Source organism: Lactobacillus sp. JM1 (genome assembly GCF_009834385.1).
GTDB lineage: Bacteria > Bacillota > Bacilli > Lactobacillales > Lactobacillaceae > Lactobacillus > Lactobacillus paragasseri.
On record NZ_CP044412.1, the window covers coordinates 691,042 to 715,801 of the forward strand.

The following is a 24,760-nucleotide window of genomic DNA, read 5'->3' on the forward strand; positions in this document are numbered from 1 at the left end:
GTTCTTGGTTTACGAAATCTCCATTGAATGGAGCTAATAATTGAAGAGGGAGGGAACGGAACTCCCTTCCTTTTCTATATCTTCATTTTACTAAGCAAAAAGGAATTTTACAAATGAAAAATCTAAAAATTCAGAAGAAATATAACAATAAAGAGATGAAATTTGAATTTTATCCAAGAAGGTTTTTAATTGTTTTAGGTACAATAATAACTTTACTGGTTCTCTGGAAGGTGGTATTTTAAATGGCTAAAATTACAGAAGCAAGAGCTAAAGCTAATAAAAAATGGGATGAAAAAAATAAAGCTAGAAAATTATACATCAATAAACGTTCAACTGCTAAAAGCTTCATATTGAATTTAGCGACTGAAGAAGATTTAGCTAATATTGAAGAGTATGTAGCAGAAAGAAGAAAGCAATTAGGTCTTTAAAAAGGGACAGAAAAGGGACAAACTAGTGGCAATAATTGACATTTAGTGGCATTTGATGGCAACTAGTCAACATCTAAAATTATTGATTTATCAATGGTTTTGCTTTAATATCAATATTGGTGTGATTTCGTCACATTGAACCTCCTAAGAAGTGTAACAATTTATTTTCTTCATTAGGTCATGTTAAGCTGTAATCAGAAGTGGTTGCAGCTTTTTTTTATAGTCATAAAAGGGTTAAAATATAAGATATTAATACAATAAAGAAGGAATATATGATGAACGTAGAAGAAGCAATTTTAACTCGGCATGCAGTTCGTTTATTTAACCCAGATGATAAAATTTCAAGAGAAAGTTTAGAAAAAATTGTTGAGTTAGCGCAACATGCACCTTCATGGGTAGATTCACAACCCTGGAAGGTATATATTGCAACCGGTAATACACTAGCAGCAGTTAAAAAGCGCCATGCTGAAAATGTTAAGAATGGTGTTAAGGCAAATCCGGATTGGCCAACTACTCACCGAGAAGATTGGGCTAAGTTTCCCAGAGAAAATATGCTAAAGCACAATGAAGCAACTGCACATTTTTGGGAAAATCCAGAGTTGTCTAATATGACACGTCAAGATTTACAGATACGTCTTTACGATACGCCAGCAATTTGTTACTTAACCATTCCTAAAGATTCAAATCAATGGTCAGATTATGACTTGGGTGCTTTTGGTCAAACTTTGATGTTAGCAGCTAGAGGAATGGGGATTGACTCAATGCCAGCTTATGAAATTGTAAAATTCCCTGAATCAGTTAAAGAAATTATGAATATCCCTGATTCTGAATGGCTTGCCATGGGTATAGCATTAGGATATGCCGATATGGCAACAAGAGTTAATGAATATCGAGCTCCACGTGTACCACTAGATGAAATGCTAAAAATAAAAGACTAGAAAAGACGCCGCTCAGGACGTCTTTTCTGAAGAAAATATAATTAATGAAGGGATGCAGCTTTTTGAGACTGCATTTTTTCTTGCATTTGTTTTTGTAATTTCTGCATATCTTTTGTCGAGATAACCTTCCAGTTTGAAGGAAGGGTAAAAATATACTCTCTATGTTTTAACTCGTTATTATGACTAAACGCACTAAACATAATCCGGCTAAAATTATCTTTGTAAATATATCGAGTAGTTCTTATCTTAAGACTAGCTTCTTTACCTTGCTTAACTTTGGTTGAAACCTTATCTAGTTTAATTGCTTTGGGCTTCTTTTGATTGTTATTAGTCTTATATAAATATACTTTTTCTGTTCCATTACCCAGAGATTGATAAAGTAAAATTGGTAGGTTAGGGTTAACGCTTGAAGTTAAATTTTGTGTGCTAGTCTGTGTTTCTGTCTTCAGTCCCCAGTGATTGTAGTCATGTTCGACGATACCCAGCACGCAAAGCAAAGTAATGATTAAAGAAATCCATGAAACTAGAGTATGACCTTTCCCAGGGATGACATTAAAGTATATAAATAAAATTACTGCCAAAATTAAAATTATAATTATCATTATCCGTTCACCTCTTCTTGATTTTCACGTGCACGGTTGCCTTTCTTTAAGAAGAAAGAAAGAACTAAAGCAACTAAGGCAAAAAGAATACTCATTGCAAATGAAGCACGGAATCCATCTAAAGTTGCATTGATTGCTTGATTCTTATATTGAAGTGGAAGGGTATGAAGCAGTTCTTTTGCTGGCATATGGTTGTTGGTTGTAGTAGTTAAAATTGAAACGAGAATAGCAGTACCAATTGAACTTAAAACTTGTCGAAAAGTATTGTTCACTGCTGTTCCGTGGGAGATTTTGTTTAAAGGCAATGAGTTCATTCCTGAAGTGGTAACGTTCATCATAACTAAAGCAACACCGACCATTCTAATTGCGTACAAAACAATAATCATAGTATATGAGCTTTCTGCAGTTAAGAATACAAATGGAATAGTGCCAAGTGTTAAGAGGGTCATTCCAGTAATTGCCATTTTTCGTGCACCATATTTATCGAATAAACGTCCCGTAATTGGTGACATAATTCCGATCATCAAGGCACCAGGTAATAGCATTAATCCTGAATGAAATGCTGATACACCACGTAAATTTTGAATATATAATGGCAAAACCATTTCAATACCAACCATTGCTAAATTGGTAATACCACTTAAAGCAGCTGCTAGAGAAAATTCGAAATGTTTGAAGACGGTAATATCTAAAAATGGATCTGCCATCTTTAATTGCCGCATGCCAAAAAGAATAACAAATATAATTCCTACGCCAATAAATCCTAGAATTTCAGGGTTAGTCCATCCTTTATTACCAGCTTCTGAAAAGCCGTAAAGTAAACTACCAAAACCAATAGTTGAAGTTGTCACTGACCAAACGTCAATTTTTTCTTTCTTAGTTGGAAGAACGTCTTTAATTAGGAAAAACGCTAAAATAATAACAATTCCAGCAATTGGAGCAATAATACTGAATAAGTAACGCCAGGAAAGATTATCAACAATCCACCCAGATAAGGTTGGACCAATAGCTGGTGCGAGACCAATAACAATACCAACTGTTCCCATCGCAGCACCGCGTTTATTAGCGGGAAAGATTGAAAGCATGATGGTTTGAAGAAGCGGCATAGTAACACCCACGCCGAGTCCTTGAATAATTCTTCCAGTTAATAAAGTCCCAAAATTTGGCGCAACTGCAGCAGTCACTGTTCCAATAAAGAAAACTGACATTGCTGTCAAATACATTTTTCTTGAGCCAAAACGATTAATTAGCCAAGCTGAAACTGGAATCATGACTCCATTAACTAATAAAAATGCAGTTGAAAGCCATTCAGCAGTTGCTGTACTGATATGAAAGGAACGCATAATTGAGGGAAGAGCTGTTGCAAGCAAGGTTCCATTTAACACAGTACAGAAAGATCCAATAATTAAAACTAGAACAAGCAAGTTTCGATTATAGGCTTTTCCGTGAATATCGGTTGGTTGATGATCCATTTGAATTTTCCTTTCTATTGTTAAAAAATCTTACAAACTATAAAAACTATATTCTTAAATAATTCCCTTGTCAAATTATCTTACATAAAAGTCATGATATTTAACATATATGTTGTCAAAATTAACATAAGCTATTAAACTATAAATAAGATTACGAGGTAAGGAATTTATAATGGAATCAAAAAAGATACTTCATAATGTTTTTCAAAATATTGAAGTAGGAATTGGAGAAGTTAGCAAAGTAGTTGGTGTATCTCAAAGACAATTACGCTATTGGGAAGAAAAGGGCTATATTAAGCCTGTTTCTGATGATAATAGCGGTGTTAGAAGATATAATTTATCGACGCTTTACTTAATTGTTTTTATTAAAGAACAACTTGATAAGGGATTTACATTAGCAGCAGCTTTTGAGCGTTCAAAAGATATTAGGGTAAAGAGTAAAATTGTACGTACCTTTTTTGAACATACTTTTAATGATGTAAAAATTACCAATCCTGATAAAGGATATGGTGAAATTGACCTAGGTGAATTACGAACTGACGATGGTAAAATGTATCATTTCAAGGGTGTTGTTGATGAACGTGGTCGCTATGTAAAAATTGATGAATAAAAAGGAAGCACCAACAAGTAAGTTATGCTTCCTTTTTTAGGACAAGTCGATATTGTTTTTATTTTTATAAGTATATTAATAATATTTATTTACTAAAACCAGCTTCATACCAAACGTTGGCAGAAGGTTTCAGTGACCAGCCAGTTACTTTGCTATTAACTGCCGTCACTGAGTAAGCACCGCTAGTTGGGACTACATAAGCTTTGTTGTACATCCATCTTTGCCATTCGTGGAATTTTTGCACCCGATATTTTTTATCAAAAGATTTGGCAGAATCGATTTCATTCAATAATTTAGTATTAGTCGGAGAGACAAAACGGGCAAAATTATAAGGCATCTTTTCACCGTAGAACACGCTTGGAGAAGGATCACCTGCTGCACCCCAAGCTCCTTCAAGAACATCAATTTTAGGATCACTTGCTTTAACTGCAGCTACCCAGCGGTTAAATTCCATCGGACGGCCGCCTAAGAATTTAACGTTTAAACCGGCTTTTTTCCATTGTTGAATGTAGTTACGCCAGATGGCCTCGCTGTTTTCGCCAGAACCACGTACTGCTAGATTGATAACTAAGGGCTTACCATTTGGTTGACTCCGATAGAGTGCGCCAGGTGCTTTTTTATAGCCAGCTTTATCTAGTAATTTATTGGCTTTATCTAGATTATAAGAATAGGTTGGAATATTTTTGTCATAATATGGAGTAAATTGTGAGGGAATCAAAGAATTAATTCTGAATTCTAAACCACGGTAGAACCGTTTATTAATGACATCAACATTCATTGCATAGGCCATTGCTTTTCGTAAAGCGGGATTATTCATCTTAGCATGAGGATTTTCAACATTTTTACCAAGTTTTGCATCCCATTTTCCAACTTTAAAGGCTAAGTAATCGTAGCTAAGTGTTTTTTTACCAACAAAATTAACTCCCTTAGTGTTTTTTACCTGTTCCCATTGTGAGCTTAGAACATTTGCAACGTCGAATTTTTTGCTCTTAATTGCTTGTGAGACATTAGAATTAGTAATATTTGACATGTAAATATGTTCAAAGTTAGGTTTACCGCGCCAGTAATATGGATTTCTTGACCAACTAGTAGATTGTCCTTGAACGGTTTTATCCATTTTATATGGACCAAAGTAGAGTGGGTGCTTTCTTACTTGCGGACTAGAAACAAGCTTGTCAAAGGGAACGTGCTTCAAATAATGGTAAGGAGCAGCGTGTTCCCAGAAGAAGCCATTAGCGGAGTTCATCATTGCTGGTTTTAATTCTTTAAAGTGAAGGATTAATTTCTTTCCATTTGGTCCATCTGGCATTTCAAGACCAGAAATATTATTAGCTTTTCCCCGATGGTATTCAGCCATTCCTTTAATATTTTCAAGCGAAGAGGTATATTGAGTAGTTTGAACTTTAGGATTAGCTAAAATTTCGTATGCATACTCCAAATCCTTAGCGGTTACTGGCTTGCCATCAGACCAACGAACTTTCTTTTTCACTTCGATTTCAGCAGTATTGTTACTATGATTTAGTTTTAAACTGGCAGCTCCTTTATTGGTGAATTGATAATGATCATTAATATCAAAAAGTGCTTCGTCTCCTGGAGCAGCTGCTTCAGAATCGGGACTAGTATCAGCAATTTCAGCTGAAAAAATTCCAGTAAATGGTGATTCATTTTCTAAAGCATAGGTCAAGGTTCCTCCTTTTTTAATGGTTTTATGAGGAACGGCCTGGGAAAACTTGATGGGCTGGTTGCTCGAATCAGTTTTCTTGGCACCACAAGCAGTTGATAAAATCGCTAGTGAGCTCGCTAGTGTTACATACAGCAGTTTGGACTTTGACATCTTCATATAAAATTCTCATTTCGTCAAAAATCCAATAACAGCATGATTAAGAAAACAAAAAGACGCTCTATTAGATCGTAATGATCCAATAGGGCGTCTTGTCGCTGTACCACCTATTTTTACTAGAAAAACTAGTCTTTAATAACGTACGGTTCAATACAAGAGAACGATACGCCGTCGCTATAAAGGGCTGTCCCTTAAACTACTTTAAATCGTAGTTTACGCTCAAAGGTGATTTTCATTAAGACTCTATCTATTTCTTCACACCAACCAGAAATTCTCTGAGAGACGAGCACTTAATTACTTTTCCTTATCAAAGCTGTTTGATAATAATGTTTGTGCTCATAATAATACGCCGATTTGAAAATATGTCAACATAAAATTATATTTTTCTTATTTTAATTATAAATTTATTTTTATATTGATATGATATGCCTCACTGTAAGTTTCATACAAAAAAATTGCAAATAATCTTTAGAAGATAGACAAATTTAAGGCCACTGATTTAAAGCAAATGTTATTGATTAAAAATATGAACGGGAGGGTAAAGCAAATAATTTATATATTTATTGATTGAAAGATAACTGTCAATTGTTATTTAATATAATAAAAATATTATAAAAACTTGAGCAAAAAAGAAGATTTTTTCTCTTAAGAGGCCTATACTTGTAATTGATAAGTGATAGAAAGGAACTGTATACTATGAAAAAATTAGATACAAATAAATTAACTGAAAAACAAGCAGATCTTTTTAAGAACAATTTAGTTTATATTGCTACTGTTGACGAAAATGGTAATCCACAAGTTGGTCCTAAAGGTTCAATGACTGTATTAGATCCAAGTCATATGCAATATCTTGAAAAGACTAAAGGTGCAGCTTATGAAAACATTAAGCGTGGCTCTAAAGTTGCACTAGTTGCAGCAGACGTTCCTTCTCATACTGCTGTTCAAGTTTTAGCAACTGCACATGTTCATGAAGATGATGAATATGCAAAAAAAGTCGTATCTGGTACTGATACTCCTAATGCATTTGTAGTAGTACTTGATATTGATGAAATTTTTGAATAATTTATATAAATTCAAAGATTTTATTCTGTCTGCATTTTAAATAATTTAAGAGAGACTAAGTATTCAAAAATACTTGGTCTTTTTTGCTAGATAACTTGCTTATTTTTTATATTAAGGTAAGATTAAAACTAATTAAATGAATCTAATGAAGTTAAAAGGAGAGATAAAAATGGGTGCTTTATCAGAACAAGAACTAGCAGCTTTTTCTGCAGATTTTAATAAAAATGATAAAAATAAAGTAGCATCTCGTGCTGCTCGTCGAAATGGATTATTTGAAGCGTCATTTAATGATGAAGTTTCAAAACGGTTAAATCACACTTTTTCTACCGAACTTGATATTGGTGGAGTAACTGACCAAAAGCATTCTGGTCGTTGCTGGGAATTTGCAACTTTGAATGTTTTGCGTCATCATTTTGGTAAAAAATATCATGTTAAGGACTTTACTTTCTCACAAGCTTATAATTTCTTCTGGGATAAGATTGAAAGAGCTAACGCTTTTTATGATAGTATGATTCGCTTAGCTGATAAGCCAGTTGATGATCGTGAAGTTGAAACCTGGTTTGATTTTGCAGGTCAAGATGGTGGTTTGTGGCAAATGGCAATTAATCTGGTAAAAAAATATGGTGTAGTTCCATCATACGCAATGCCAGAAAATGCAACTTCAAATAATACAACTGCATTAATTGATTCCTTAGCTCGTAAGGAAAGAAAAGATGCGCTAGTATTACGTAAATTAGTTCAAGAAGGTAAGCTTGAAGAAGCTGAAAAAGCTAAGAAAGAATTCTTAAATGAAGTTTACCGCATGGCTGCAGTAGCGTTGGGTGAACCACCAAAGAAGTTTGATTTGGAATATCGTGATGACGATAAAAAGTATCATTTAGAAAAAGATTTAACTCCACGTCAATTTGCAGAAAAATATTTAAAAGATTTTAATTGGGATGATTATGTTGTCTTATTAAACTCACCTAATTATGATTACAACAAGCGCTACCACCAAGGTTTATATGATAATGTTGCTGGCGGTCAACCAATTACTGGTTTAAATGTGCCGATTGAAGTTTTGGCACGAGCAGCTGCAGCTCAATTGAAAGATGGAAGAGCAGTTATTTTTGGAAATGACGTTTTAAAACAAATGGAACGTAAAACTGGTTTCCTTGATACCGATTTATACAAGACTGATGACTTGTTTAGTGTTGATACTCAAATGAGTAAGGCTGATCGTTTAGCTACTGGTGAAGGATCTGCAACACATGATATGACTTTAGTCGGCGTTGACGAAGACAATGGTGAGATTCGTAAGTGGAAGGTTGAAAATTCTTGGGGCGATAAGTATGGTCACAAGGGCTTCTACGAAATGAGTCAAAAGTGGTTTGAAGAGTATGTTTATGACGTAGTTGTTGATAAGAAGTACTTATCTGAAGACTTAGTTAAACTTTGGGAAGAGCCAGCTGTTGACTTGAAGCCTTGGGCACATATTGGCTTATAAAAATGAGAAGAGATCGAAAGATCTCTTTTTTTAATGTCAATTTTTAAACTAAAAAATGTCAATCTGTGACTTGTTTTGAAAATGAATGCACCATAAAATATCATTTGTAAGCGCTAAACATTAGAAGAGGGGATAATAATGAAAAAGAATTATTTAAGCATTGATATTGGAGGAACAAACGTAAAATATGCTGAACTTAATAATGCGGGGAATATTATCGAACAAGGTAAGATTAAGACATCACATGATAAAGAACAATTTTTAAAAAATATTGATCAAATTGTAGAGAAATATGTAAAAAAGGAAATTAAAGGGATAGCTTTTTGTGCTCCAGGAAAAATTGCGCATACTAAAATTCACTTTGGCGGAGCTTTACCTTTTCTTGATGGCATCGATTTTGCAGTAAGGTATAAAAAATATGATATTCCAGTTACGGTGATTAATGATGGTAAAGCCAGCGTTTTAGCTGAGAATTGGCTTGGCAGTCTAAAAGATATGCAAAATTGTGCTGCTATCACTTTAGGTACGGGCGTTGGTGGAGGAATAATTGTTAATGGGAAGCTGTTAAATGGGGCGCATTTTCAAGCAGGTGAATTAAGTTTTTTGCAGCTTAATATGAAAGAGCCTGGATTTGATGGCTTTGCTGGTGGTTATGCTTCTGCTGTTCAAATGATCAGAAATGTTAACGAAGCCATCGAAAATGATGATGAGACTGATGGTTTAGCTGCTTTTGAAGCAATTAATAATGGAAATGAGAAGGCAAAGAAAATTTTTGATGAGTATTGCAAGCGAATTGCTGCTATTATTATCGATATTCAAGCTGTAGTGGACTTAGATGCAATTGCAATTGGTGGCGGAATTTCTGCACAGCCAATTGTGGTTCAAGGAATTAATCAAGCTTATGATAAAGTTTTAGCTGATAATGAATTGATTAGAAAAACTTTCACTCGCCCAAAGATAGTTGAAGCTAAGTTTAAGAATGGGGCGAACCTCTATGGTGCTCTATACAATCTCTTTATTCATGTAAATGGTGAAAAACTATAATGACATATGGCAAGAAAATAAAGCAGCATGAAATAGTAATTCCTACTGATCCGCTGCCTGTATGGTATTTTATTTTTCACGTAAATTGCAATAATAAATTGAACACTTTTGGTTAAGCTGCTTGATAGATTCGATCTAATTCTCTTTCAAAGATTTCATCTGGTGTATGATAAGCTAAGATCTTTCTTGGCAATGAGTTGCACCAGGTTTCAATATCAATGATATTTTGTAAAGAATAGTTAGCTATTGCTTCTCCTTTAGGAATGAATCTGCGAATAAGACCATTGTGTCTTTCAACTGTTCCCTTATCACAAGAAGTGTAAGGATGGGCATAGTAAACCAGTGTATTGGATGCTTCTTCTAGGTTGGACAGATCCGCAAATTCTGAACCATTATCAGTGGTAATAGTTTTAAAAATATCATTCCAGTGTTCACTGTATTGTCTTTGGAGTTCTTTAAAGGCTTGCATGACACTGATAGAAGTCTTGTCGGGAATACGAATAATTAAGAATTCACGACTCATGCGCTCAGATAAGGTTAACAGCACTTCATCATCTTTAGTCTTATGTCCAAGAACCAAATCGCATTCCCAATGACCGAATTCATTACGTTCACTAATTTCTTTTGGACGTTCTTCAATACTTCTGCCAAGCTTTTTCTTGTTTTTGCGAACACGATGAAGCTTGGTATTGCGTTTAAGCTTCTCAGGCAAGTCGTAATTATAAATGCCTAATAAGCCCTTATCAACGTAATTATAAAGAGTTTTGGTGCAGACAACATCGCTGCTAGAGAATTCGCCAGCAGCAGTGGCACGATTACTGCAAACATCAAGCGACCAACCGTCTTTAAAGAAATGTTTGTGGACATAGTGAATAAATTGAGTTTTTTTGAGAAAGTCTGATTTGCGCCCACAATTTTTACGATGAGCTTGATATACATCATGTCCTTGAGTAGCCTTGTATCTTTTGACTTTACCATGATACAGTTTTACAGTGCCACGTTTAATCTCATAACTGATAGTAGAAGGAGAACAGTTGAGTTCACGAGCAATTGCACGCAAAGAGCAGCCATCTTTCAAACGCAATTGAATAATAACTCGCTCTTCAAATGATAAATGCTTTCCTTTAACGTGCTGGTTCATGGTAGAATGTAAAGAGTCCATTTTGACCTCCAATAGAAAGTTTTTGTGGTTATTAACATTCTATCAAACAGGTCCGAATGGACTTTTTATTTTTCTAAAGTGTTCAATTTGATTTTACAATCAACGATTTTATTTTTCATGATCATAATTCTGAAAAATACATTGCTCCGCATTGGCATCGGGGAATTGAATTAAGTTATGTTGAAAATGGTAGAATAGATGATTTTTTGATTAATAAAAAGCACTATTCTTCTAAGTCAGGCACTATTTTGGTAGTAAATACGCAAGAGATTCACAGTATTCATGACTTTAAAAACACTAATTCACTTGCATTATCAATAATTTTTCCATATGACTATATTACTAACCTATATCCTGATATTGCCCATCAAGTCATTAAAATTAATGATCCTGCTACTTTTACCGATAAACAAAAACTTGCCTATCTTCACTTGCAGGGGTTACTAAGTCAATTTATTAAAGTATATTTTCTCAAAATTCCAACTAAACACTTAGAGCAGCAACGCTTAATTGATGAAATTTTATGTCTATTATTAGCTAATTTTACTGAAGATAAGAAGGATCAGGAACAAATTAGTGAGCGTAAGATATATACTATTAATCGTTTGCAATACATTACGCAATATGTAAATAATCATTATCAAGAAGAGTTGAATTTAGCTTTACTTGCTGAAAAGTGTAATATTTCAAAAGAATATTTAGCACGCTTTTTTAAGAAAGAAATGGAACTTACGGTTGAAACATATATCAATAATGTCAGAGCTGAACATGCTTATGGCGAATTAAAGAATTCCAAAAAGAATTTGACTCAAATTGCCATTAGCTGTGGCTTTTCTAGTATTAGGACGATGAATAGAGCTTTTAAAAAACTATATGGCAAAAGTGCATCTGAAATGAAGAAGAAATTAATAAAATAGGTCAATTTGCGCCAATAACTGGTTAAGATTGACCTATTTTTTAGATTCATTTTTAGTTATTATGAAAGCGAATTCAATGAGAGAGGGAAATATGATGAAAGATCAAGAGATTCTAAATGCAGTTAAAGAAATGCGTATTAGCTGGAAAGAGAATGATGATAAGAGAGATAGCGGTTTGCCACACGATATTCCTGAAGTAACACGTATAGATGATCTTCAATATGGTGAAGATCCCAAATGGAATTTATTAGACTTATATTTACCTAAGAACGTTAAAGGTAAGATTCCAGTGATTATTAATATTCACGGTGGCGGCTGGGTTTATGGAACAAAAGAAACCTATCAATTTTATGGCTTAGGGATGGCGAAGAGAGGATTTGCATTTGTTAATCCAAACTATAAATTAGGTCCAGAAGTAAAATTTCCTAAGGAACTTGACCAAGTAAATGAATATATTCATTGGGTAGCAGATCACGCTGATGAATATAATCTTGATAAAAATAATGTCTTCTTAATTGGAGATTCAGCTGGTGGTCAAATGCTGAACAATATACAGCTATTTTGACTAATCCTGAATACCGTGAAAAATTTGGCTATACACTGACAGATTTGAAATTTAGAGCAGTTGCTTTAAACTCACCAGCTACTTTTATTAAAGATCCAGGCATGATTGGAGACGGTACTTTAGCATATTTTGATCCAGAAGTAATGAAGAGCGCGAAGAATCAAGATTTAATTGATGTTGAAAAGTATATTACTGAAGACTTTCTGCCAACCTTTATTTCGACTGCTAATGAAGATTTCATTCATGATTGCGCTGTTAGATTAGATGGATTTTTAAGAGCTAAGGGAATTGAAGTTATTCAAAAGTCTTGGGGCGATGAAAAGCACCCTGAGCCACACGTCTTCTTAATTAATCAAAAAGATGAGTTAGCAAAAGAAGCTAATGACGAAGAAGCTGAATTCTTCAGAAAACACCTTGTCAAAGATTAGCAGAAATGAAGTGGGAGGAAAATAAAATGAAAGAAAAGAATCCGCAAGATCATGTGATCTTTAAGATATCATTATTATCGATTTCAATCTTTTTAATGATGGCACCAGCCATTGCGCCTGCTTTACCGCTAATGTATCATGCTTTTCCAGGAATAGATAAAGCTGGGGTTGAAATGTTATCGACGATCCCTAATATCGGAATTGTAATTGGTTTATTAATTAGCCCATTTTTAATTAAGTTAATGGGAGAAAAGCCAACCATTATTACAGGGTTGGTAATAACCTTATTAGCTGGTACTTTTCCAATGTATGCCACTGCTTATACACCTATTTTAATTTCTAGATTTTTGATCGGTGCTGGAATTGGTTTATTTAACTCACTTGCGGTTAGTTTGATTCCACAGTTTTATAGTAGTAATGAAGAAAAATTAGCTACAATGGTAGGTTATCAAAATGTAATGGGTAGTTTGGGTGCAGCTCTTGCATCATTTCTGATTAGTTGGCTTTTAACTATTTCATGGCATGCAGCATTTGCAATTTATTTCTTAGTAATTCCAGTTTTGATCTTGTTTATCTTATTTGTTCCGCTTCCTTCTTCAAGACAAAAGAAGACTGACAAGGCAAGAAAGACAAAAGAAAAACAAACTATTAATGGTAAAGTGATTTTAATCGCCATTTTAATGTTCTTTATTTTTCTATTTTATATGCCAATGAGCTTTAAGATTCCAGCTTTAGTTGTTCAAGAAAAGCTAGGAACAGTTAGTGAAGTTTCAGCTTTAACTGGGGTTTTGAATTTAGTAGGCATTCCAATAGGTGCATCATTTGGGTTCTTCTTTAAGAAACTACACGATAAGATCTTTCCGTTAGGATTTGGTTTAGTAGCAATCGGTTTCTTTATAATTGCTTTAGCAAGTAATTTCGTTATGTTAAGTCTTGGTTGCTTGATTTTAGGAATTGGCTTTGGCTTGGGCGTTCCATATATGTACAATTGGCTTGACTGGTCAGCTCCAGCAAATTCAGTTAACTTAGCAACAACCATTGTTTTGGTACTAGTTAATGTAGGATGTGCAATTTCACCAATGATTATTAATGCAGTTACATCAAGTGCTAAAATGGGATTATTGATTTCGGCTATTTTCTTTGCTTGCTTTTCAATATATGCGATTATTCACTATCTCAGAGTTCACAAAAAGCAAAGTGCAACTGCTTAAAACTAAATAATTTACTAATTAAGCGTTAGAATATTATCTAGCGCTTTTTTTGTGTATTAAGTTATAATTAAGCCACAGCTCACTTTTTCTTACGAGGGACCTATGAAAAAACTTTTTCACTTAATAATTGGGATGATAATGCTTGTAACTTTGACTATCATCTTCACAAAACCAGCTTTAGCTGATGTAGATTATGATATTACTAACGTTGATGTTACTGCCCATGTAAATGCAAATGGATCATTGTTGATGGAGAGAAGAATCACTTATAAGTTTGACGATGATGCCCATGGCGTTTTTTATCAACAAAATCTTACTGATAATCAAGAATTAAAAAATCAGCAGGTTAGAGTAATATCTGGTAAAAATTCACAGCCAGTCGTACAAAGTGATAGTCACGCCAATAATACTTATGAATTGAGTCACAGCGATCATGGCTATCGCTTTAAGGTATGGCATAACGTAACTGATGGTGATAAATTCACGATAATTTATACTTATGAAATTACGAATGCCATTATTAACTGGAAAGATACGGCCGAGCTTAATTTTAAAATTATTGGTGATGGCTGGGATACAGACCTTGATAACGTTCGAGTAGGGATCTTTTTCCCAAGTTCAGTTAAGGATCTTAAGGCTTGGGCTCATGGAGATTTGTCGGGCCAGATTACAGTTAATTCTGAAAAAGGCAGTATTATTATGACAGCTGCAAATGTAAGCGGAAATGAGGGAATAGAGGTTCATAGCCTTTTTCCTACGGTAGTGACAAGTCAAAATAAAAATATTAGAGACCAAAATCATAAAAAATATGTCTTAAATCAGGAAGCAAAATTTGCTCATGAAGCCAACGAACGTCGTCAAAGAAGCAGAATGCTTGGCTTAGGTGCTTTGGTACTATCAGGATTATTTTCTTTATCCATAATAATTAGAAGTTTTACTTTGAAGAAATCTGGAGTTAAACCTAAAAAAGAAAAGCAATTACCTAGAAATTATGATGTCCCTACAGTTTCACCAGTAATGGCTGAAATTTTGGATCTGGACGATAAGCCAAGTTCTAGATCATTAACTGCTTATTTAATGGAATTAGCTGTAAAAAAGAGGATAGAAATTGAACCTATTAAGGTAAGAAGAAAAACATACTATAAAATTTCTTTAATTGATAAAGATTTAATGGGCGAAGTTACTTTGATGAAATACTTATTTAATAAGGTTGGCGATGGGAAAAGTTTTACAACTTATGAACTTAAAAAACAACGATCTTCTAAGCTAAGTAAACTCTTTGCTAATTGGCAAAAAAAGGAAAAACAAGCAGCAATTAATGCTGGCTTTTTTGATAAAAAGGTTGAACATAAGAAGGAAACTAATTTAGTCTTAATGATCATCTTATTAGTATTAAGTGGTGCTGGAATAATTGCTGCTTTCTTTTCTAGTGAGGGAACAGCAGGTCTATTTATAGTGGCCACAATTATGATAGGATTAGCAATTCTAGCAACTATTTATAGTAATAAAAAGTTATCGCCATATACTGCTAAGGGAGCAGAATCAACTAATCAAGTACGTGGTTTTAAGAAAATGCTAGATGAGATTGGTAATTTTAAAATGCGCGAAGTCGGAGAATTGCCTCTGTGGGAAGAAATTATGCCATATGCGGTTGCTTTGGGTGTATCTAAAAAGGTGTTGAAACAACTTAAAATAGAATTTGCAGATGAAATTGATGATACAAATATTTTGTTCTGGGGTCCATTTTATAGCTCAGGACGGGATGGATTTGCAAATAATTTTAATTCAAGCTTTAATTCAGGCGCAAACTTAAATTCATCAGCTTCTGGTGGATCGGGTGGATTTTCCGGTGGTTCATCAGGTGGCTTTGGTGGCGGTAGCGGAGGAGGTGCCTTTTAAATATTATGAATAAAATCAAAATTAGAGAATTTCAAAAAAAAGACTTTAATGATTTATGTGTAATACATGATCAAGCAAGAAAACAAGAACTAAAAGCGGCTAATTTAGAAGCGGCCTTTAAACCGCTGAAAATTGCAGCAATTGAAGAAGATTTATTTTCATATAATATTTATGTAGCAACAATAGATGAAAAGATTGTCGCTTTTGTTGCATTTAGCGATGATGAACTCGCCTGGCTTTACGTAGATCCTAGTTTTCAAAAGCAAGGAATTGGCAGTAAGCTGATTGAGTTTTCATTAACTAAGATGAAACGACCAACCTATTTAGAAGTATTAACTGGTAATCCTGCTAAAAGTTTGTATTTACATAAAGGTTTTAAATTTCTGAAGCACGAATCAGGAAAAATGCCAGGAAATGAGATATTTCACGTTGAAGTTGACTTATTGATTTATAAGTAGGAAATTGATATTTTTAGCTAATAAAAAAAGTTGGGGAAAATTTGCGAAAAAGACGAGAATACATTTGGTGTTTAATTGAGCTATCAGACGGTAATAAGGAGTGGTATTGCTTAAGTAAGGTGCTAAGACGGGCACTTTTTATTGAAAAGAAAAACAATCAATTTTGGAAACAAACCATGATTGGCAATTATATTACTGTTGCAAGAAGTAAGTACATTAAAGGGCGAGCACGGTTAACAGTTGGTCGAATTGAAAAAATCAGGATTCGTAAAAACAGTGCTGCTGATTGGCACTGGAGCCGTAATCAATTCATTACAACAGAACATCTGCTCAACCTTAAAGATTCATATAATTATTTAAGGCATGATTATTGTTGGTATAATCGTTTAGCGATCAAAATGGCCTTAATTTATTGGCATAACAAGTTGCTACAAATTAAACTGAATTCTAAAAGATATGCAGTTAAGAAGAAACGGTTAAAATTAGAAAGAACATTAAAATGAAAGAAAAACTTTTGATTAGTCAAGATCTCTCCTGCCTAGGTCAAGTTTCATTAAGTGTTGCTTTACCAATTTTAGGAGCGTGTGGCTATCAACCAGATGTATTGCCGACGGCGATTTTGTCTACCCATACTGGTGGCTTTGGCGATAACACTTTCTTAAATTTAAGTAGCGAAATGAGTAAAATTATTGCTCATTGGCAGGACCAAAAGATTGATTTTGAAAATTTATACTTAGGTTATTTAGGCAAAGAAGCCATTGATTTTTGGATAGATCATATTTCTAATTTTAAAGTCAGTAAAGTCCTGCTTGATCCTGCTATGGCAGATTCAGGTAAATTATATCGCGGTTTAAACTTAGATTATGTGGCAAAAATGCGCGTGCTTGCTAATTTTGCAACAATTTTAACACCAAATTTAACTGAAGCTTGCTTATTATTAGATAAAAAATATCGAAGTTTTTCAATTGATGAGATTGAAGAGCTGGCTTTAGAATTAAAGAAAAAGTTTAATGTGAATGAGGTATTGATTACTGGAATTCAAATGCAGGATAAAATTAAGATTGCTGGAGTGTCAGCCAGGGATACAGCTTTTGTAATAGAAACTGATAAGGTGAAACGTTCATTTTTTGGTACAGGCGATATGTTTGCAAGTAGTTTATTAGCGGCAATTTTAGCAGGTTATTCGCTAAAGGAGAGTTCGCAGATAGCAGCAATTTTTGTTAAAATGACAATTAAAGCAACTGATTCAACTCGAGATAAACGGTTAGGACCTAATTATGCAGGTGCTTTATCTTGGTTAATGAAGAAAGTAGAGGAGAAAAAAGGTTAGGAAATGCGAACAAGGGAAAATTCGTTAGTTTCAATAATTATGACCGGTTTATTTGCGGCGATAATTTATCTAGGAGTCTGGGTTTTACGAATTCCAGTTCCTGCTTTAGTTGGTCGTCCCTTTATCCATTTTGGTAATACCTTAACTGCTGTTGCAATTTTGTATCTGGGATATCGGAATGGAATGCTTGCAGGGATTATTGGGTTAGGCGGCTTTGACTTACTTAATGGCTATGCAGCCACTTCTTGGTTGACAATGCTTGAAGTGGTGGTAGTTGCAAGTGTTTTAACGGCAGTATATAAAGGAATGCACTATCAAGATAGCAAGAAAAATATTATTATTTTGGGAATTATCGCTGGGGTAACTAAAATTTTTACAACTTACTGTGTTTCAATTGTTGAAGCATTGATGGTTGGAACTAGTTTAAATGTAGCCTTAGTGAGTTCTTTTGTGAGTTTACCAGCAACGGTCATTAATTCGATTTCAACTGCAATTTGTACGCCAATTTTATATTTTGCAGTGCGAGATGGTGCAAGAAGAGTTTTAAGAAAGAGTGTATAGCTTAAAATAAGTCTGCTATAATTTTGGTTAAAAAAAGGAGAAATTTAAAATGCCATTTGTACATGTAGAATTAATTAAGGGTAGAAGTGATGAGCAATTAACTCAAATGATGAAAGATATCACTGAAGCTGTTCATAAGAATACTGGTGCACCGAAGGAACATATCCATGTAATTATTAATGAACTTGATAAACATACTTACGGCCAAGGCGGCGAATGGAGAGCTTAGTTAAATTTAAGTATTCTTATTGGGCTACTGTTCTTTAGTCAAAAATATTTAAATAATAAATAAAAAACTCGTGATTAGTGTAAACATCTAATCACGAGTTTTATTTTGGTAAAAATTGTAAGAAACTAATCTTCTTTTTTAGCTTCTTCTAACGCCTTCATAATTGAAGGGTTCTTTGAGTGACAATCTTTTAACATTTGGTAATCTTCTTCAGATAATTTAACAGTGTATTTAGTCATAATTTTCCCTCACTTTTTATATTTACCTTTAATATATCACTTTCTTGAAAGATTGATAGAGAAATTTTGAATTGAAGCAGGTTAAATCGATATAATAGATAAAAAGTAAGTAAGAAAGTGATTAAAATGTTTGATTATCGAAATAATTTAAAAAGAATTTTAAATAATACTGCAGGCGATGACAAAAGTCTTCAAAATAGCTTAAATGCAATTAAGGTAGTATTGGGTATTACAGGCGAAGCAGAGTCTACCTCAGCAAATAATAAAATGGATGACAAAGTTATTGCACAAATAAATACTTTTCTTCAGGGAATAACTACATTAATTGAACGCCCAGGTGACAAAAATGCTAAAAAAATTGCCTTAGGAGCTCTACATAAGTTAACCTTTGATCACAATATTGCCACAAATTTTGGAAAGAAATTAGGATTATTAGACCAAGCTATTCAAGCTTCAGAAGAAACTAGTACTGCAGTAAATCGAAAAATTTTTGAGGATGCGGTAAAGCCTAAAAAAGAAAAAAATCGCGATTATCGAAAGGGTAGAAGATATACTGTCATTCGTGCATTAAAGGGTGCGGATTTGATCAATAATAATGGTGAAGTTGTCTTTGAAGTAAATGAGGGGCAAATTCATGATTTGAATTTAAAGAGTGGTGATATTGTTGAAGCTTTGCCTTTAGCAAATAGTTTAAATAAAGCTGAAGTTTTGCGAGTAGTTGGTTATCGAAAATTGCGCAGCCGTGATTATGACAAAATAGCAGACTTTAAATATGGAGTAGTACAAGGAAGTCTAGGCAATTTAAGTGTTTCACGAAATATCCATGGAGAAAAGCTGGTTATTAATCATAAGCCAGTAATTGTTGCGCTTGATTCTAGCTATTATCAAAATGGCAATATTCATTTAGAAGACGGCGCAATTGTTGATTTAGCTTGGTATACAGGCGATGTTAGATTAAAAAAAGATCCAGCAAGCGCAGTTCAGGTTCGCTGGATTTATGAAACAGAGCAACCTAAGCGAGTTTCTAAAACAAAAAAAGCAAAGACAAAGGTAGTAGCAAGTACCCAAGTATTAGCTAAGTTAGATATGAACTTACATTATCAACGAGTAGGGATTGCTGTTGGCGATAATCAAAATGAAGCGATTTTAGAAGGGATTGTTAACCGCTACAATGGCATTCCAATTCCGATTGATGCATTTGAAGGCAAGAAAAAGGTAATTGAAAGTCAAATTAAAGATTTAGACATTGTAATTTTGGTTACTGCATTTGCTGCCCATGATAGTACTTGGAATATTAGCGAATTTGCAAGTAAATATCACGTTAAATTTGCTGTTAGTTCTAGCAAGGGATATCAAGCATTTGAGCGTGCACTATATCGAGCAGAAAATGGGATGCCAGCTTATGAAGGTAACCAACAATTAGAATACAAAATGTTAAAGAATAATTAGGAATAAGCAGTGTAGCTGACAAGATGCATGAAAATTAGATAAAATATTAATAACTTATTTTTAGGAAGGACGATGAAATGACAAAAAATATTAAAAAGAAATCTTGGATGCGTTGGCTAGTATTTTTAGCCGGCTTAGAAATTATCGCCATTTCTATTAATTTCTTCTATGGTCCAATTAATATTGCAGCGGGTGGCTCAACTGGTATTTCAATCTTAGTTGATGCAGTATGGGGTATTAATCGGTCAATTACTGTTTTAGTTGTTAATATTTTAATGCTTATTCTAGCAGCGATCTTTTTAGGAAAAAAGACAACGAAAAACGTTGCCTTAGGTAGTTTATTACTTCCAGTGTTAATGGGACTTACGCCTAGTTTTAAAATTACTAATAATCAATTACTAGCAGTAATCTATGGTGGTGCTTTGATGGGACTAGGTGTTTCTTTACTATACCGCGTTAATGCATCAAGTGGTGGAACAACAATTCCGCCAATGATTTTAAAGAAATATTTTTACATTAATCCAGCAATTGGATTACTTGCAATTGATATGGTAATTATTTTTCTTAACATTTTCGTTGATGGCTGGAATGCATTTTTATTAGCCGCCTTGTCACAAGTAGTGACAGCCATGACTATGAACTATGCAGAAGCTGGCTTTGACCGTAAATATCAGGTGCGTGTGATGAGTAACGAGCATTTTGAAGAACTAAAGACAATGCTACTTGATAACTATAACGGTTTAACAATTTACGATGTTGTTGGTGGCTACAGTGATGATGACAAAAAGCAGCTACTATTAGTAGTTGATACCCGTGAATATGGTCCTTTAATCAATAAAATTCATGAGATTGATTCAGATGCTTTTATTATCACTGACACAGTTGCGCGTGTTCATGGCGGACAATGGGGACTATAACCAAGTTTTTTCGTATATGTCTTCTTTAAAGCCGCAAGTTAATTTTTTACCGTCAGTAACTAAGGGTCTTTTAATTAATTTTCCGTTTTGTGAAAGTAATTTTGCTGCTTCTTCAAGCGTCATCTTGTTTATTTGATCTTTTAAGTGCATTTGGCGGTAAACTTGGCCAGACGTATTGAAAAAATATCTTAATCCGCGATCTTGAAAATCAGTTAGCCATTTAAGTAGATCTTGTTGCTTAGGTGGTTTTTCTACTAAGTCTTGATATTGATAAACAACTTGATGATCATCAAGCCATTTTTGAGCTTTTTTAGAAGTTGAACAATGTTTATAACCATAAAATTTAAGCATATTCTTTCCCCTTATTATAAATACTTGTAAATTTATTTTAGTATTTTTTTAGAAATTTTGATATTGAATTGCTTTAAAAGAGGGATGAGAGTATACTGTAAGAGTTGTATTTGTGGAAACCTCACATCTGCAACCGCACGTTTATGGGGTAAGAAGAGAATTAACGTTAATTCCACCTCATACGGCGAGTCTAAGTATTTTTTCGGAGGTGTACAAATGTACGCAGTTATTAAAACCGGTGGTAAGCAATACAAGGTTGCTAAGGGCGATAGCGTTTTTGTTGAAAAACTTGAAGTTAAGCCTGGCGACGAAGTAACTTTTGATGAAGTTATTCTTGTAAATGATGGTAAGTCAACTAAGATTGGTACTCCTGTAGTTGAAGGTGCTAAAGTTGTTGCTAAAGTTGAAAAGCAAGGCAAAGAAAAGAAAGTTGTTACTTTCAAATACAAGCCTAAGAAGCACTCACACACTAAGTACGGTCACCGTCAACCTTACACTAAGGTAACTATCGAAAGCATTGAAGCTTAATTAAGGGGTGAAACAAATTATGATGATTAATAATCTTGAAGCACTTAAATTATTTGCCCACCACAAGGGTGGTGGTTCAACTGCTAACGGTCGTAACTCAGCTGGTCGTCGTTTAGGCGCAAAGCGTGCTGATGGTCAAAAGATCAACGCAGGTTCAATCATTTTCCGTCAACGCGGTACTAAGATCCACCCAGGTAAGAACGTTGGTATCGGTGGCGACGACACTTTGTTTGCTTTAACTAGTGGCGTTGTTAAATTCGAACGTTTGGGCAGAGATCGTAAACAAGTTTCTGTTTACCCAGTTGAAGAAGCAAAATAATTATTTCTTTTGCAGACTGGACGTCCCTAAGGAACGTTCGGTCTTTTTTTATCTACTCAGGAGGTAGGTCATATGTCTTCAAATCAAGAGTTGCTAACTTTAATTAATAATCGAATTGATAAAACTACTAAATTGATCAAAGAAGAACAAGCAGATGCTTTAATTATTTTTAATCAAGCAAATTATCGTTTCTTAACTAATTTTTCTGGTGAAGAAGCTGAGCTTATTTTGACTGCTGAAGGGGATCGTGTTTTGTTGTCTGATTCACGCTTTAAGGATCAAATTCGTCATCAAGCTCCTGGTGAAATGAAGGTCGTAATGCAGACAATGGATGTGGTTAAAGAAATTGCTAAGCAATTAAAACAATTAGATGTAAAAAATGTTTTAGTTGAAGGAGAATTTATTTCTGCAACTCAATTTGAAGCTTTGAAAGAGGCCTGTCCCGATCTTAATTTTGTCTTAAGTGCTGAATTAGTTGAAAAAGTTCGCAATGTGAAAGACGACTTAGAATTGGCTACTTTACAAAAAGCGATTGATATTTCTGCTCAAAGTTTTAAAGAGATCTTGCCTTTAATTAAACCAGGAGTTAGCGAAAGAGCCATCGGAGCTAAATTAGACTATTTGTTTAAAATGAATGGCGGAGATGGTCCTTCTTTTGAAACGATTATTGCTTCTGGATATCGTGGTAGCTGGGCACATGGCGTTGCTAGTGATAAAAAAATTCAACAAGGTGAATTGATTGTAATTGATTTTGGAAGCTTTTATCATGGTTACACTGCGGATATCACAAGAACAGTAGCTTTAGGACAAGTAGAACCAGAATTAGAAAAAATATACTATATTGTATTAGAAGCCCAAAAGCGCGGAATTGCTGCAGCAATTGCTGGAAATACTGGAAAAGATATCGATCAAGCTGCTAGAAACTATATTAAAGAGCAAGGCTATGGGGAATACTTCGGTCATGGGATTGGCCATGGAATTGGACTAGAAGTACACGAACTCTGTACGCCAGCAATGCCATATGGAAAAGAAGTTATGAAGAATAATATGGCAATTACTGTTGAGCCTGGGATTTATTTACCAGATCGCGGCGGTGTTAGAATTGAAGATGATGTGTTGATTAAGGACGATCATCCTTATGTAATGTCACAATTGCCAAAAGATGAGCTTTTAATTCTATAATTTTATCTAATTATGTGGTTAATGTTGCGAAACAATGGATAAGATTGGTAAGATAAGTAAGTGTAGAAATGAGGTAATTTTACTATGACAATGATCTCAGTTAATGAATTTAAAAATGGATTAACTATTGAATATAACAACGATTTATGGCGTATTGTTGAATTCCAACATGTTAAGCCAGGTAAAGGTAGTGCTTTTGTTCGTTCAAAGCTTAAGAGCTTAAGAACTGGTGCAGTACAAGAATATACTTTCCGTTCAACTGCTAAAGTTAATACTGCTGACATTCAAACTAAAGCTATGCAATACTTATACAATGACGGTACAAGTTTTGTATTTATGGATACTACTACTTATGAACAACTTGAAATTCCAGAAGCTCAAGTTGAAAGAGAATCTAAGTTCTTAAAAGAAAACATGGTAGTTAATGTCATTATGCACGACGGTGAAACTTTAGGTGTTGACTTACCAAACACAGTTGATCTTGAAGTTGCTGAAACTGAACCTAACATTAAAGGCGATACTTCTTCTGGTGGTGGTAAGCCTGCAACTATGGAAACAGGTTTAGTAGTTAATGTTCCATTCTTTATTAATCAAGGTGATGTATTAACTATTAATACTGCTGATGGTACTTACGTTTCTCGTGCAAATAAATAATTTTTGAGGTAAAAAATATGGCTGATAATTCAACGATTCTTTTATCAAGCAATGACAAAGGCGATGAAACCCGAGTTGATCTTGGTGTTTTAGAAGTTATTCTAGGAATTGCTGCCAGAAAAGTCGATGGCGTCAGCGAAATGCGTGGGACGCTGAAGACTGGCATTAATACTCTTTTTGGTCGTTCTAACCAAGGTAAAGGCGTTTCCTTAAGTGTTGAAGACGATAAGTTAACTGCTGATGTTTATGCTTATCTTGACTATGGCGTAAATGTGCCAAAAGTATGCGTCGAACTGCAGAAAAACTTGACTTTGCAATTGAAGCAAATGACGGATTTAGATTTAACTCAAATTAATGTTCATGTAGTTGGCCTAGTTTCAGAAACAGAAGAGACTGAATCTGAAGTAAAAGCTGACACAGAAGCACTTTTCCCAGATGATAAAGAGGACGAGGCTAAAGACTAAATGACACAGCATGAGATGAGAAGAATTGCAATGCAAGCAATTTATTTAGCTAACCAAGGAAATTTAACTGATGCGGAAGAAGTTTGTCAAAAAGCACTAAAAGCTTTAGAGCTAAAGAGCTTTCCGGATTATTCTGCAGAAATAGTAAATGGTGTCTTGGCTAATAAAAAAGAGCTTGATGAGCAATTAAGTAAATACTTAAAAAAGGGTTGGCGTCTTAATAGGATTAACGAAATTGACTTGGCCATCCTTGAAGTGGCTCTTTATGAAATGCAAAATAGTAGGGCAATTGAGCCAGTAGCTGCTTTAAATGAAGCGTTAAATTTATGTGATGAATTTAGCTCTAAAGAATCCAAAAAATTTATTAATGGTCTCTTGGCCAATTTCATTAAGAAAGACTAACTAATGAGTCGGC

The 24,760-nt window shown here is 34.2% G+C and carries 27 protein-coding genes, 1 pseudogene and 2 other annotated features; of the genes and pseudogenes, 23 read left to right on the top strand and 5 right to left on the bottom strand.

The genetic code is table 11. From position 1 onward, the window contains the following. Positions 1 to 242 precede the first annotated feature (242 nt). Together F3I00_RS03515 and F3I00_RS03520 are read left to right on the top strand one after the other, a co-directional pair. Positions 243 to 428 (top strand): hypothetical protein, encoded by a 186-nt coding sequence (locus F3I00_RS03515; RefSeq protein WP_015979968.1) that lies wholly within the window; start codon positions 243 to 245, stop codon positions 426 to 428. 272 nt (positions 429 to 700) lie between these two features. Beyond that, positions 701 to 1,366 (top strand): nitroreductase, encoded by a 666-nt coding sequence (locus tag F3I00_RS03520; RefSeq protein WP_024273048.1) that lies wholly within the window; start codon positions 701 to 703, stop codon positions 1,364 to 1,366. 41 nt (positions 1,367 to 1,407) lie between these two features. On the opposite strand, the gene F3I00_RS03525 is transcribed toward F3I00_RS03520, so the two are convergent. Both F3I00_RS03525 and F3I00_RS03530 read right to left on the bottom strand, forming a co-directional pair. Beyond that, entirely contained in the window at positions 1,408 to 1,968 is a 561-nt protein-coding gene (locus tag F3I00_RS03525; RefSeq protein WP_020807525.1) for a DUF4811 domain-containing protein, read from the bottom strand. After that, positions 1,968 to 3,440 (bottom strand): MDR family MFS transporter, encoded by a 1,473-nt coding sequence (locus F3I00_RS03530; RefSeq protein ID WP_065169717.1) that lies wholly within the window; start codon positions 3,438 to 3,440, stop codon positions 1,968 to 1,970. The genes F3I00_RS03525 and F3I00_RS03530 overlap by 1 nt, the downstream gene beginning before the upstream one ends. Positions 3,441 to 3,612: 172 nt before the next feature. Between F3I00_RS03530 and F3I00_RS03535 the strand changes: the two genes are divergently transcribed. After that, complete coding sequence (locus tag F3I00_RS03535; protein ID WP_003649102.1) at positions 3,613 to 4,050, top strand: MerR family transcriptional regulator; 438 nt, start codon at positions 3,613 to 3,615, stop codon at positions 4,048 to 4,050. Between the two features lie 85 nt (positions 4,051 to 4,135). Here F3I00_RS03535 and F3I00_RS03540 read toward each other — a convergent pair whose 3' ends face one another. Further along, on the bottom strand, positions 4,136 to 5,890 hold the full coding sequence (locus F3I00_RS03540) for an oligopeptide ABC transporter substrate-binding protein (protein ID WP_113533030.1): 1,755 nt from the start codon (positions 5,888 to 5,890) through the stop codon (positions 4,136 to 4,138). 80 nt (positions 5,891 to 5,970) lie between these two features. Further along, positions 5,971 to 6,210, bottom strand: a binding site (T-box leader). 376 nt (positions 6,211 to 6,586) lie between these two features. On the opposite strand from F3I00_RS03540, the gene F3I00_RS03545 reads away from it, so the two are divergent. The 3 genes from F3I00_RS03545 to F3I00_RS03555 all read left to right on the top strand — a co-directional run bounded on the left by F3I00_RS03545 (position 6,587) and on the right by F3I00_RS03555 (position 9,482). Next, positions 6,587 to 6,952 carry a pyridoxamine 5'-phosphate oxidase family protein gene (locus F3I00_RS03545; RefSeq protein WP_003649099.1) on the top strand — a complete coding sequence of 122 codons (366 nt, stop codon included), beginning with the start codon at positions 6,587 to 6,589 and terminating at the stop codon, positions 6,950 to 6,952. A gap of 169 nt (positions 6,953 to 7,121) precedes the next feature. Further along, positions 7,122 to 8,438 carry a C1 family peptidase gene (locus F3I00_RS03550; RefSeq protein ID WP_020806966.1) on the top strand — a complete coding sequence of 439 codons (1,317 nt, stop codon included), beginning with the start codon at positions 7,122 to 7,124 and terminating at the stop codon, positions 8,436 to 8,438. Positions 8,439 to 8,576: 138 nt separating this feature from the next. Beyond that, on the top strand, positions 8,577 to 9,482 hold the full coding sequence (locus F3I00_RS03555) for an ROK family protein (RefSeq protein ID WP_020806965.1): 906 nt from the start codon (positions 8,577 to 8,579) through the stop codon (positions 9,480 to 9,482). A 112-nt stretch (positions 9,483 to 9,594) separates the two neighbouring features. Here the strand turns inward: F3I00_RS03555 and F3I00_RS03565 are convergent, their stop codons facing one another. Beyond that, positions 9,595 to 10,644, bottom strand: a complete 1,050-nt coding sequence (locus tag F3I00_RS03565; protein WP_024273054.1) for an IS30-like element ISLga1 family transposase — start codon at positions 10,642 to 10,644, stop codon at positions 9,595 to 9,597. A gap of 98 nt (positions 10,645 to 10,742) precedes the next feature. Between F3I00_RS03565 and F3I00_RS03570 the strand changes: the two genes are divergently transcribed. The 11 genes and pseudogenes from F3I00_RS03570 (at position 10,743) to F3I00_RS03625 (ending at position 20,847) form a co-directional block, all read left to right on the top strand. After that, complete coding sequence (locus F3I00_RS03570; RefSeq protein WP_159311091.1) at positions 10,743 to 11,561, top strand: AraC family transcriptional regulator; 819 nt, start codon at positions 10,743 to 10,745, stop codon at positions 11,559 to 11,561. A gap of 94 nt (positions 11,562 to 11,655) precedes the next feature. Next, a pseudogene (locus tag F3I00_RS03575) lies at positions 11,656 to 12,554 on the top strand (alpha/beta hydrolase). A gap of 5 nt (positions 12,555 to 12,559) precedes the next feature. Then, positions 12,560 to 13,765, top strand: a complete 1,206-nt coding sequence (locus F3I00_RS03580; RefSeq protein WP_051904650.1) for an MFS transporter — start codon at positions 12,560 to 12,562, stop codon at positions 13,763 to 13,765. Between the two features lie 102 nt (positions 13,766 to 13,867). After that, on the top strand, positions 13,868 to 15,664 hold the full coding sequence (locus F3I00_RS03585) for a DUF2207 domain-containing protein (RefSeq protein WP_159310980.1): 1,797 nt from the start codon (positions 13,868 to 13,870) through the stop codon (positions 15,662 to 15,664). A gap of 5 nt (positions 15,665 to 15,669) precedes the next feature. Next, positions 15,670 to 16,122 carry a GNAT family N-acetyltransferase gene (locus tag F3I00_RS03590; RefSeq protein WP_020806960.1) on the top strand — a complete coding sequence of 151 codons (453 nt, stop codon included), beginning with the start codon at positions 15,670 to 15,672 and terminating at the stop codon, positions 16,120 to 16,122. Positions 16,123 to 16,163: 41 nt separating this feature from the next. Continuing rightward, entirely contained in the window at positions 16,164 to 16,625 is a 462-nt protein-coding gene (locus tag F3I00_RS03595) for a hypothetical protein (RefSeq protein ID WP_024273050.1), read from the top strand. After that, the gene (locus F3I00_RS03600) at positions 16,622 to 17,452 is read left to right on the top strand and encodes a PfkB family carbohydrate kinase (protein WP_020806958.1); all 831 of its coding nucleotides are present in this window, start codon (positions 16,622 to 16,624) and stop codon (positions 17,450 to 17,452) included. Before F3I00_RS03595 ends, F3I00_RS03600 begins: the two co-directional genes overlap by 4 nt. Before the next feature lie 3 nt (positions 17,453 to 17,455). Next, positions 17,456 to 18,013: an ECF transporter S component gene (locus tag F3I00_RS03605; RefSeq protein WP_003649089.1), complete on the top strand. Its 558-nt coding sequence runs from the start codon at positions 17,456 to 17,458 to the stop codon at positions 18,011 to 18,013. Positions 18,014 to 18,062: 49 nt separating this feature from the next. Beyond that, complete coding sequence (locus tag F3I00_RS03610; RefSeq protein ID WP_003647546.1) at positions 18,063 to 18,242, top strand: 2-hydroxymuconate tautomerase; 180 nt, start codon at positions 18,063 to 18,065, stop codon at positions 18,240 to 18,242. A 365-nt stretch (positions 18,243 to 18,607) separates the two neighbouring features. Further along, the gene (locus F3I00_RS03620; protein WP_020806957.1) at positions 18,608 to 19,930 is read left to right on the top strand and encodes a DUF2325 domain-containing protein; all 1,323 of its coding nucleotides are present in this window, start codon (positions 18,608 to 18,610) and stop codon (positions 19,928 to 19,930) included. Positions 19,931 to 20,007: 77 nt separating this feature from the next. Further along, positions 20,008 to 20,847 (top strand): YitT family protein, encoded by an 840-nt coding sequence (locus F3I00_RS03625; RefSeq protein ID WP_003649087.1) that lies wholly within the window; start codon positions 20,008 to 20,010, stop codon positions 20,845 to 20,847. On the opposite strand, the gene F3I00_RS03630 is transcribed toward F3I00_RS03625, so the two are convergent. After that, positions 20,842 to 21,198: an arsenate reductase family protein gene (locus F3I00_RS03630; RefSeq protein WP_020806956.1), complete on the bottom strand. Its 357-nt coding sequence runs from the start codon at positions 21,196 to 21,198 to the stop codon at positions 20,842 to 20,844. The genes F3I00_RS03625 and F3I00_RS03630 overlap by 6 nt on opposite strands. 121 nt (positions 21,199 to 21,319) lie before the next feature. After that, positions 21,320 to 21,400 (top strand) — a sequence feature (ribosomal protein L21 leader region). A gap of 14 nt (positions 21,401 to 21,414) precedes the next feature. Here F3I00_RS03630 and rplU point away from each other — a divergent pair. From rplU to nusB, 6 genes are all read left to right on the top strand, one after another. Then, a complete protein-coding gene (rplU, locus tag F3I00_RS03635; RefSeq protein WP_003647543.1) occupies positions 21,415 to 21,726 on the top strand; it encodes a 50S ribosomal protein L21 in 312 nt (103 codons plus the stop codon). A 19-nt stretch (positions 21,727 to 21,745) separates the two neighbouring features. Further along, positions 21,746 to 22,045 (top strand): 50S ribosomal protein L27, encoded by a 300-nt coding sequence (gene rpmA / locus F3I00_RS03640; RefSeq protein ID WP_003647542.1) that lies wholly within the window; start codon positions 21,746 to 21,748, stop codon positions 22,043 to 22,045. A 72-nt stretch (positions 22,046 to 22,117) separates the two neighbouring features. After that, positions 22,118 to 23,227 (top strand): aminopeptidase P family protein, encoded by a 1,110-nt coding sequence (locus F3I00_RS03645; RefSeq protein WP_020806955.1) that lies wholly within the window; start codon positions 22,118 to 22,120, stop codon positions 23,225 to 23,227. Positions 23,228 to 23,311: 84 nt separating this feature from the next. After that, the gene (efp, locus tag F3I00_RS03650; RefSeq protein ID WP_003647540.1) at positions 23,312 to 23,881 is read left to right on the top strand and encodes an elongation factor P; all 570 of its coding nucleotides are present in this window, start codon (positions 23,312 to 23,314) and stop codon (positions 23,879 to 23,881) included. A 17-nt stretch (positions 23,882 to 23,898) separates the two neighbouring features. After that, on the top strand, positions 23,899 to 24,345 hold the full coding sequence (locus F3I00_RS03655; protein ID WP_003647539.1) for an Asp23/Gls24 family envelope stress response protein: 447 nt from the start codon (positions 23,899 to 23,901) through the stop codon (positions 24,343 to 24,345). Next, positions 24,346 to 24,747, top strand: a complete 402-nt coding sequence (gene nusB, locus F3I00_RS03660) for a transcription antitermination factor NusB (protein WP_159310981.1) — start codon at positions 24,346 to 24,348, stop codon at positions 24,745 to 24,747. Positions 24,748 to 24,760 lie beyond the last annotated feature (13 nt).

Excerpts from the sequence above, each read along its gene's own strand:
- F3I00_RS03515 (WP_015979968.1), top strand. The coding sequence starts at position 243 with ATGGCTAAAATTACAGAAGCAAGAGCTAAAGCTAATAAAAAATGGGAT.
- F3I00_RS03520 (WP_024273048.1), top strand. The coding sequence starts at position 701 with ATGATGAACGTAGAAGAAGCAATTTTAACTCGGCATGCAGTTCGTTTA.
- F3I00_RS03525 (WP_020807525.1), bottom strand. The coding sequence starts at position 1,968 with ATGATAATTATAATTTTAATTTTGGCAGTAATTTTATTTATATACTTT.
- F3I00_RS03530 (WP_065169717.1), bottom strand. The coding sequence starts at position 3,440 with ATGGATCATCAACCAACCGATATTCACGGAAAAGCCTATAATCGAAAC.
- F3I00_RS03535 (WP_003649102.1), top strand. The coding sequence starts at position 3,613 with ATGGAATCAAAAAAGATACTTCATAATGTTTTTCAAAATATTGAAGTA.
- F3I00_RS03540 (WP_113533030.1), bottom strand. The coding sequence starts at position 5,890 with ATGAAGATGTCAAAGTCCAAACTGCTGTATGTAACACTAGCGAGCTCA.
- F3I00_RS03545 (WP_003649099.1), top strand. The coding sequence starts at position 6,587 with ATGAAAAAATTAGATACAAATAAATTAACTGAAAAACAAGCAGATCTT.
- F3I00_RS03550 (WP_020806966.1), top strand. The coding sequence starts at position 7,122 with ATGGGTGCTTTATCAGAACAAGAACTAGCAGCTTTTTCTGCAGATTTT.
- F3I00_RS03555 (WP_020806965.1), top strand. The coding sequence starts at position 8,577 with ATGAAAAAGAATTATTTAAGCATTGATATTGGAGGAACAAACGTAAAA.
- F3I00_RS03565 (WP_024273054.1), bottom strand. The coding sequence starts at position 10,644 with ATGGACTCTTTACATTCTACCATGAACCAGCACGTTAAAGGAAAGCAT.
- F3I00_RS03580 (WP_051904650.1), top strand. The coding sequence starts at position 12,560 with ATGAAGTGGGAGGAAAATAAAATGAAAGAAAAGAATCCGCAAGATCAT.
- F3I00_RS03585 (WP_159310980.1), top strand. The coding sequence starts at position 13,868 with ATGAAAAAACTTTTTCACTTAATAATTGGGATGATAATGCTTGTAACT.
- F3I00_RS03590 (WP_020806960.1), top strand. The coding sequence starts at position 15,670 with ATGAATAAAATCAAAATTAGAGAATTTCAAAAAAAAGACTTTAATGAT.
- F3I00_RS03600 (WP_020806958.1), top strand. The coding sequence starts at position 16,622 with ATGAAAGAAAAACTTTTGATTAGTCAAGATCTCTCCTGCCTAGGTCAA.
- F3I00_RS03605 (WP_003649089.1), top strand. The coding sequence starts at position 17,456 with ATGCGAACAAGGGAAAATTCGTTAGTTTCAATAATTATGACCGGTTTA.
- F3I00_RS03610 (WP_003647546.1), top strand. The coding sequence starts at position 18,063 with ATGCCATTTGTACATGTAGAATTAATTAAGGGTAGAAGTGATGAGCAA.
- F3I00_RS03620 (WP_020806957.1), top strand. The coding sequence starts at position 18,608 with ATGTTTGATTATCGAAATAATTTAAAAAGAATTTTAAATAATACTGCA.
- F3I00_RS03625 (WP_003649087.1), top strand. The coding sequence starts at position 20,008 with ATGACAAAAAATATTAAAAAGAAATCTTGGATGCGTTGGCTAGTATTT.
- F3I00_RS03630 (WP_020806956.1), bottom strand. The coding sequence starts at position 21,198 with ATGCTTAAATTTTATGGTTATAAACATTGTTCAACTTCTAAAAAAGCT.
- rplU (WP_003647543.1), top strand. The coding sequence starts at position 21,415 with ATGTACGCAGTTATTAAAACCGGTGGTAAGCAATACAAGGTTGCTAAG.
- rpmA (WP_003647542.1), top strand. The coding sequence starts at position 21,746 with ATGATGATTAATAATCTTGAAGCACTTAAATTATTTGCCCACCACAAG.
- F3I00_RS03645 (WP_020806955.1), top strand. The coding sequence starts at position 22,118 with ATGTCTTCAAATCAAGAGTTGCTAACTTTAATTAATAATCGAATTGAT.
- efp (WP_003647540.1), top strand. The coding sequence starts at position 23,312 with ATGACAATGATCTCAGTTAATGAATTTAAAAATGGATTAACTATTGAA.
- F3I00_RS03655 (WP_003647539.1), top strand. The coding sequence starts at position 23,899 with ATGGCTGATAATTCAACGATTCTTTTATCAAGCAATGACAAAGGCGAT.
- nusB (WP_159310981.1), top strand. The coding sequence starts at position 24,346 with ATGACACAGCATGAGATGAGAAGAATTGCAATGCAAGCAATTTATTTA.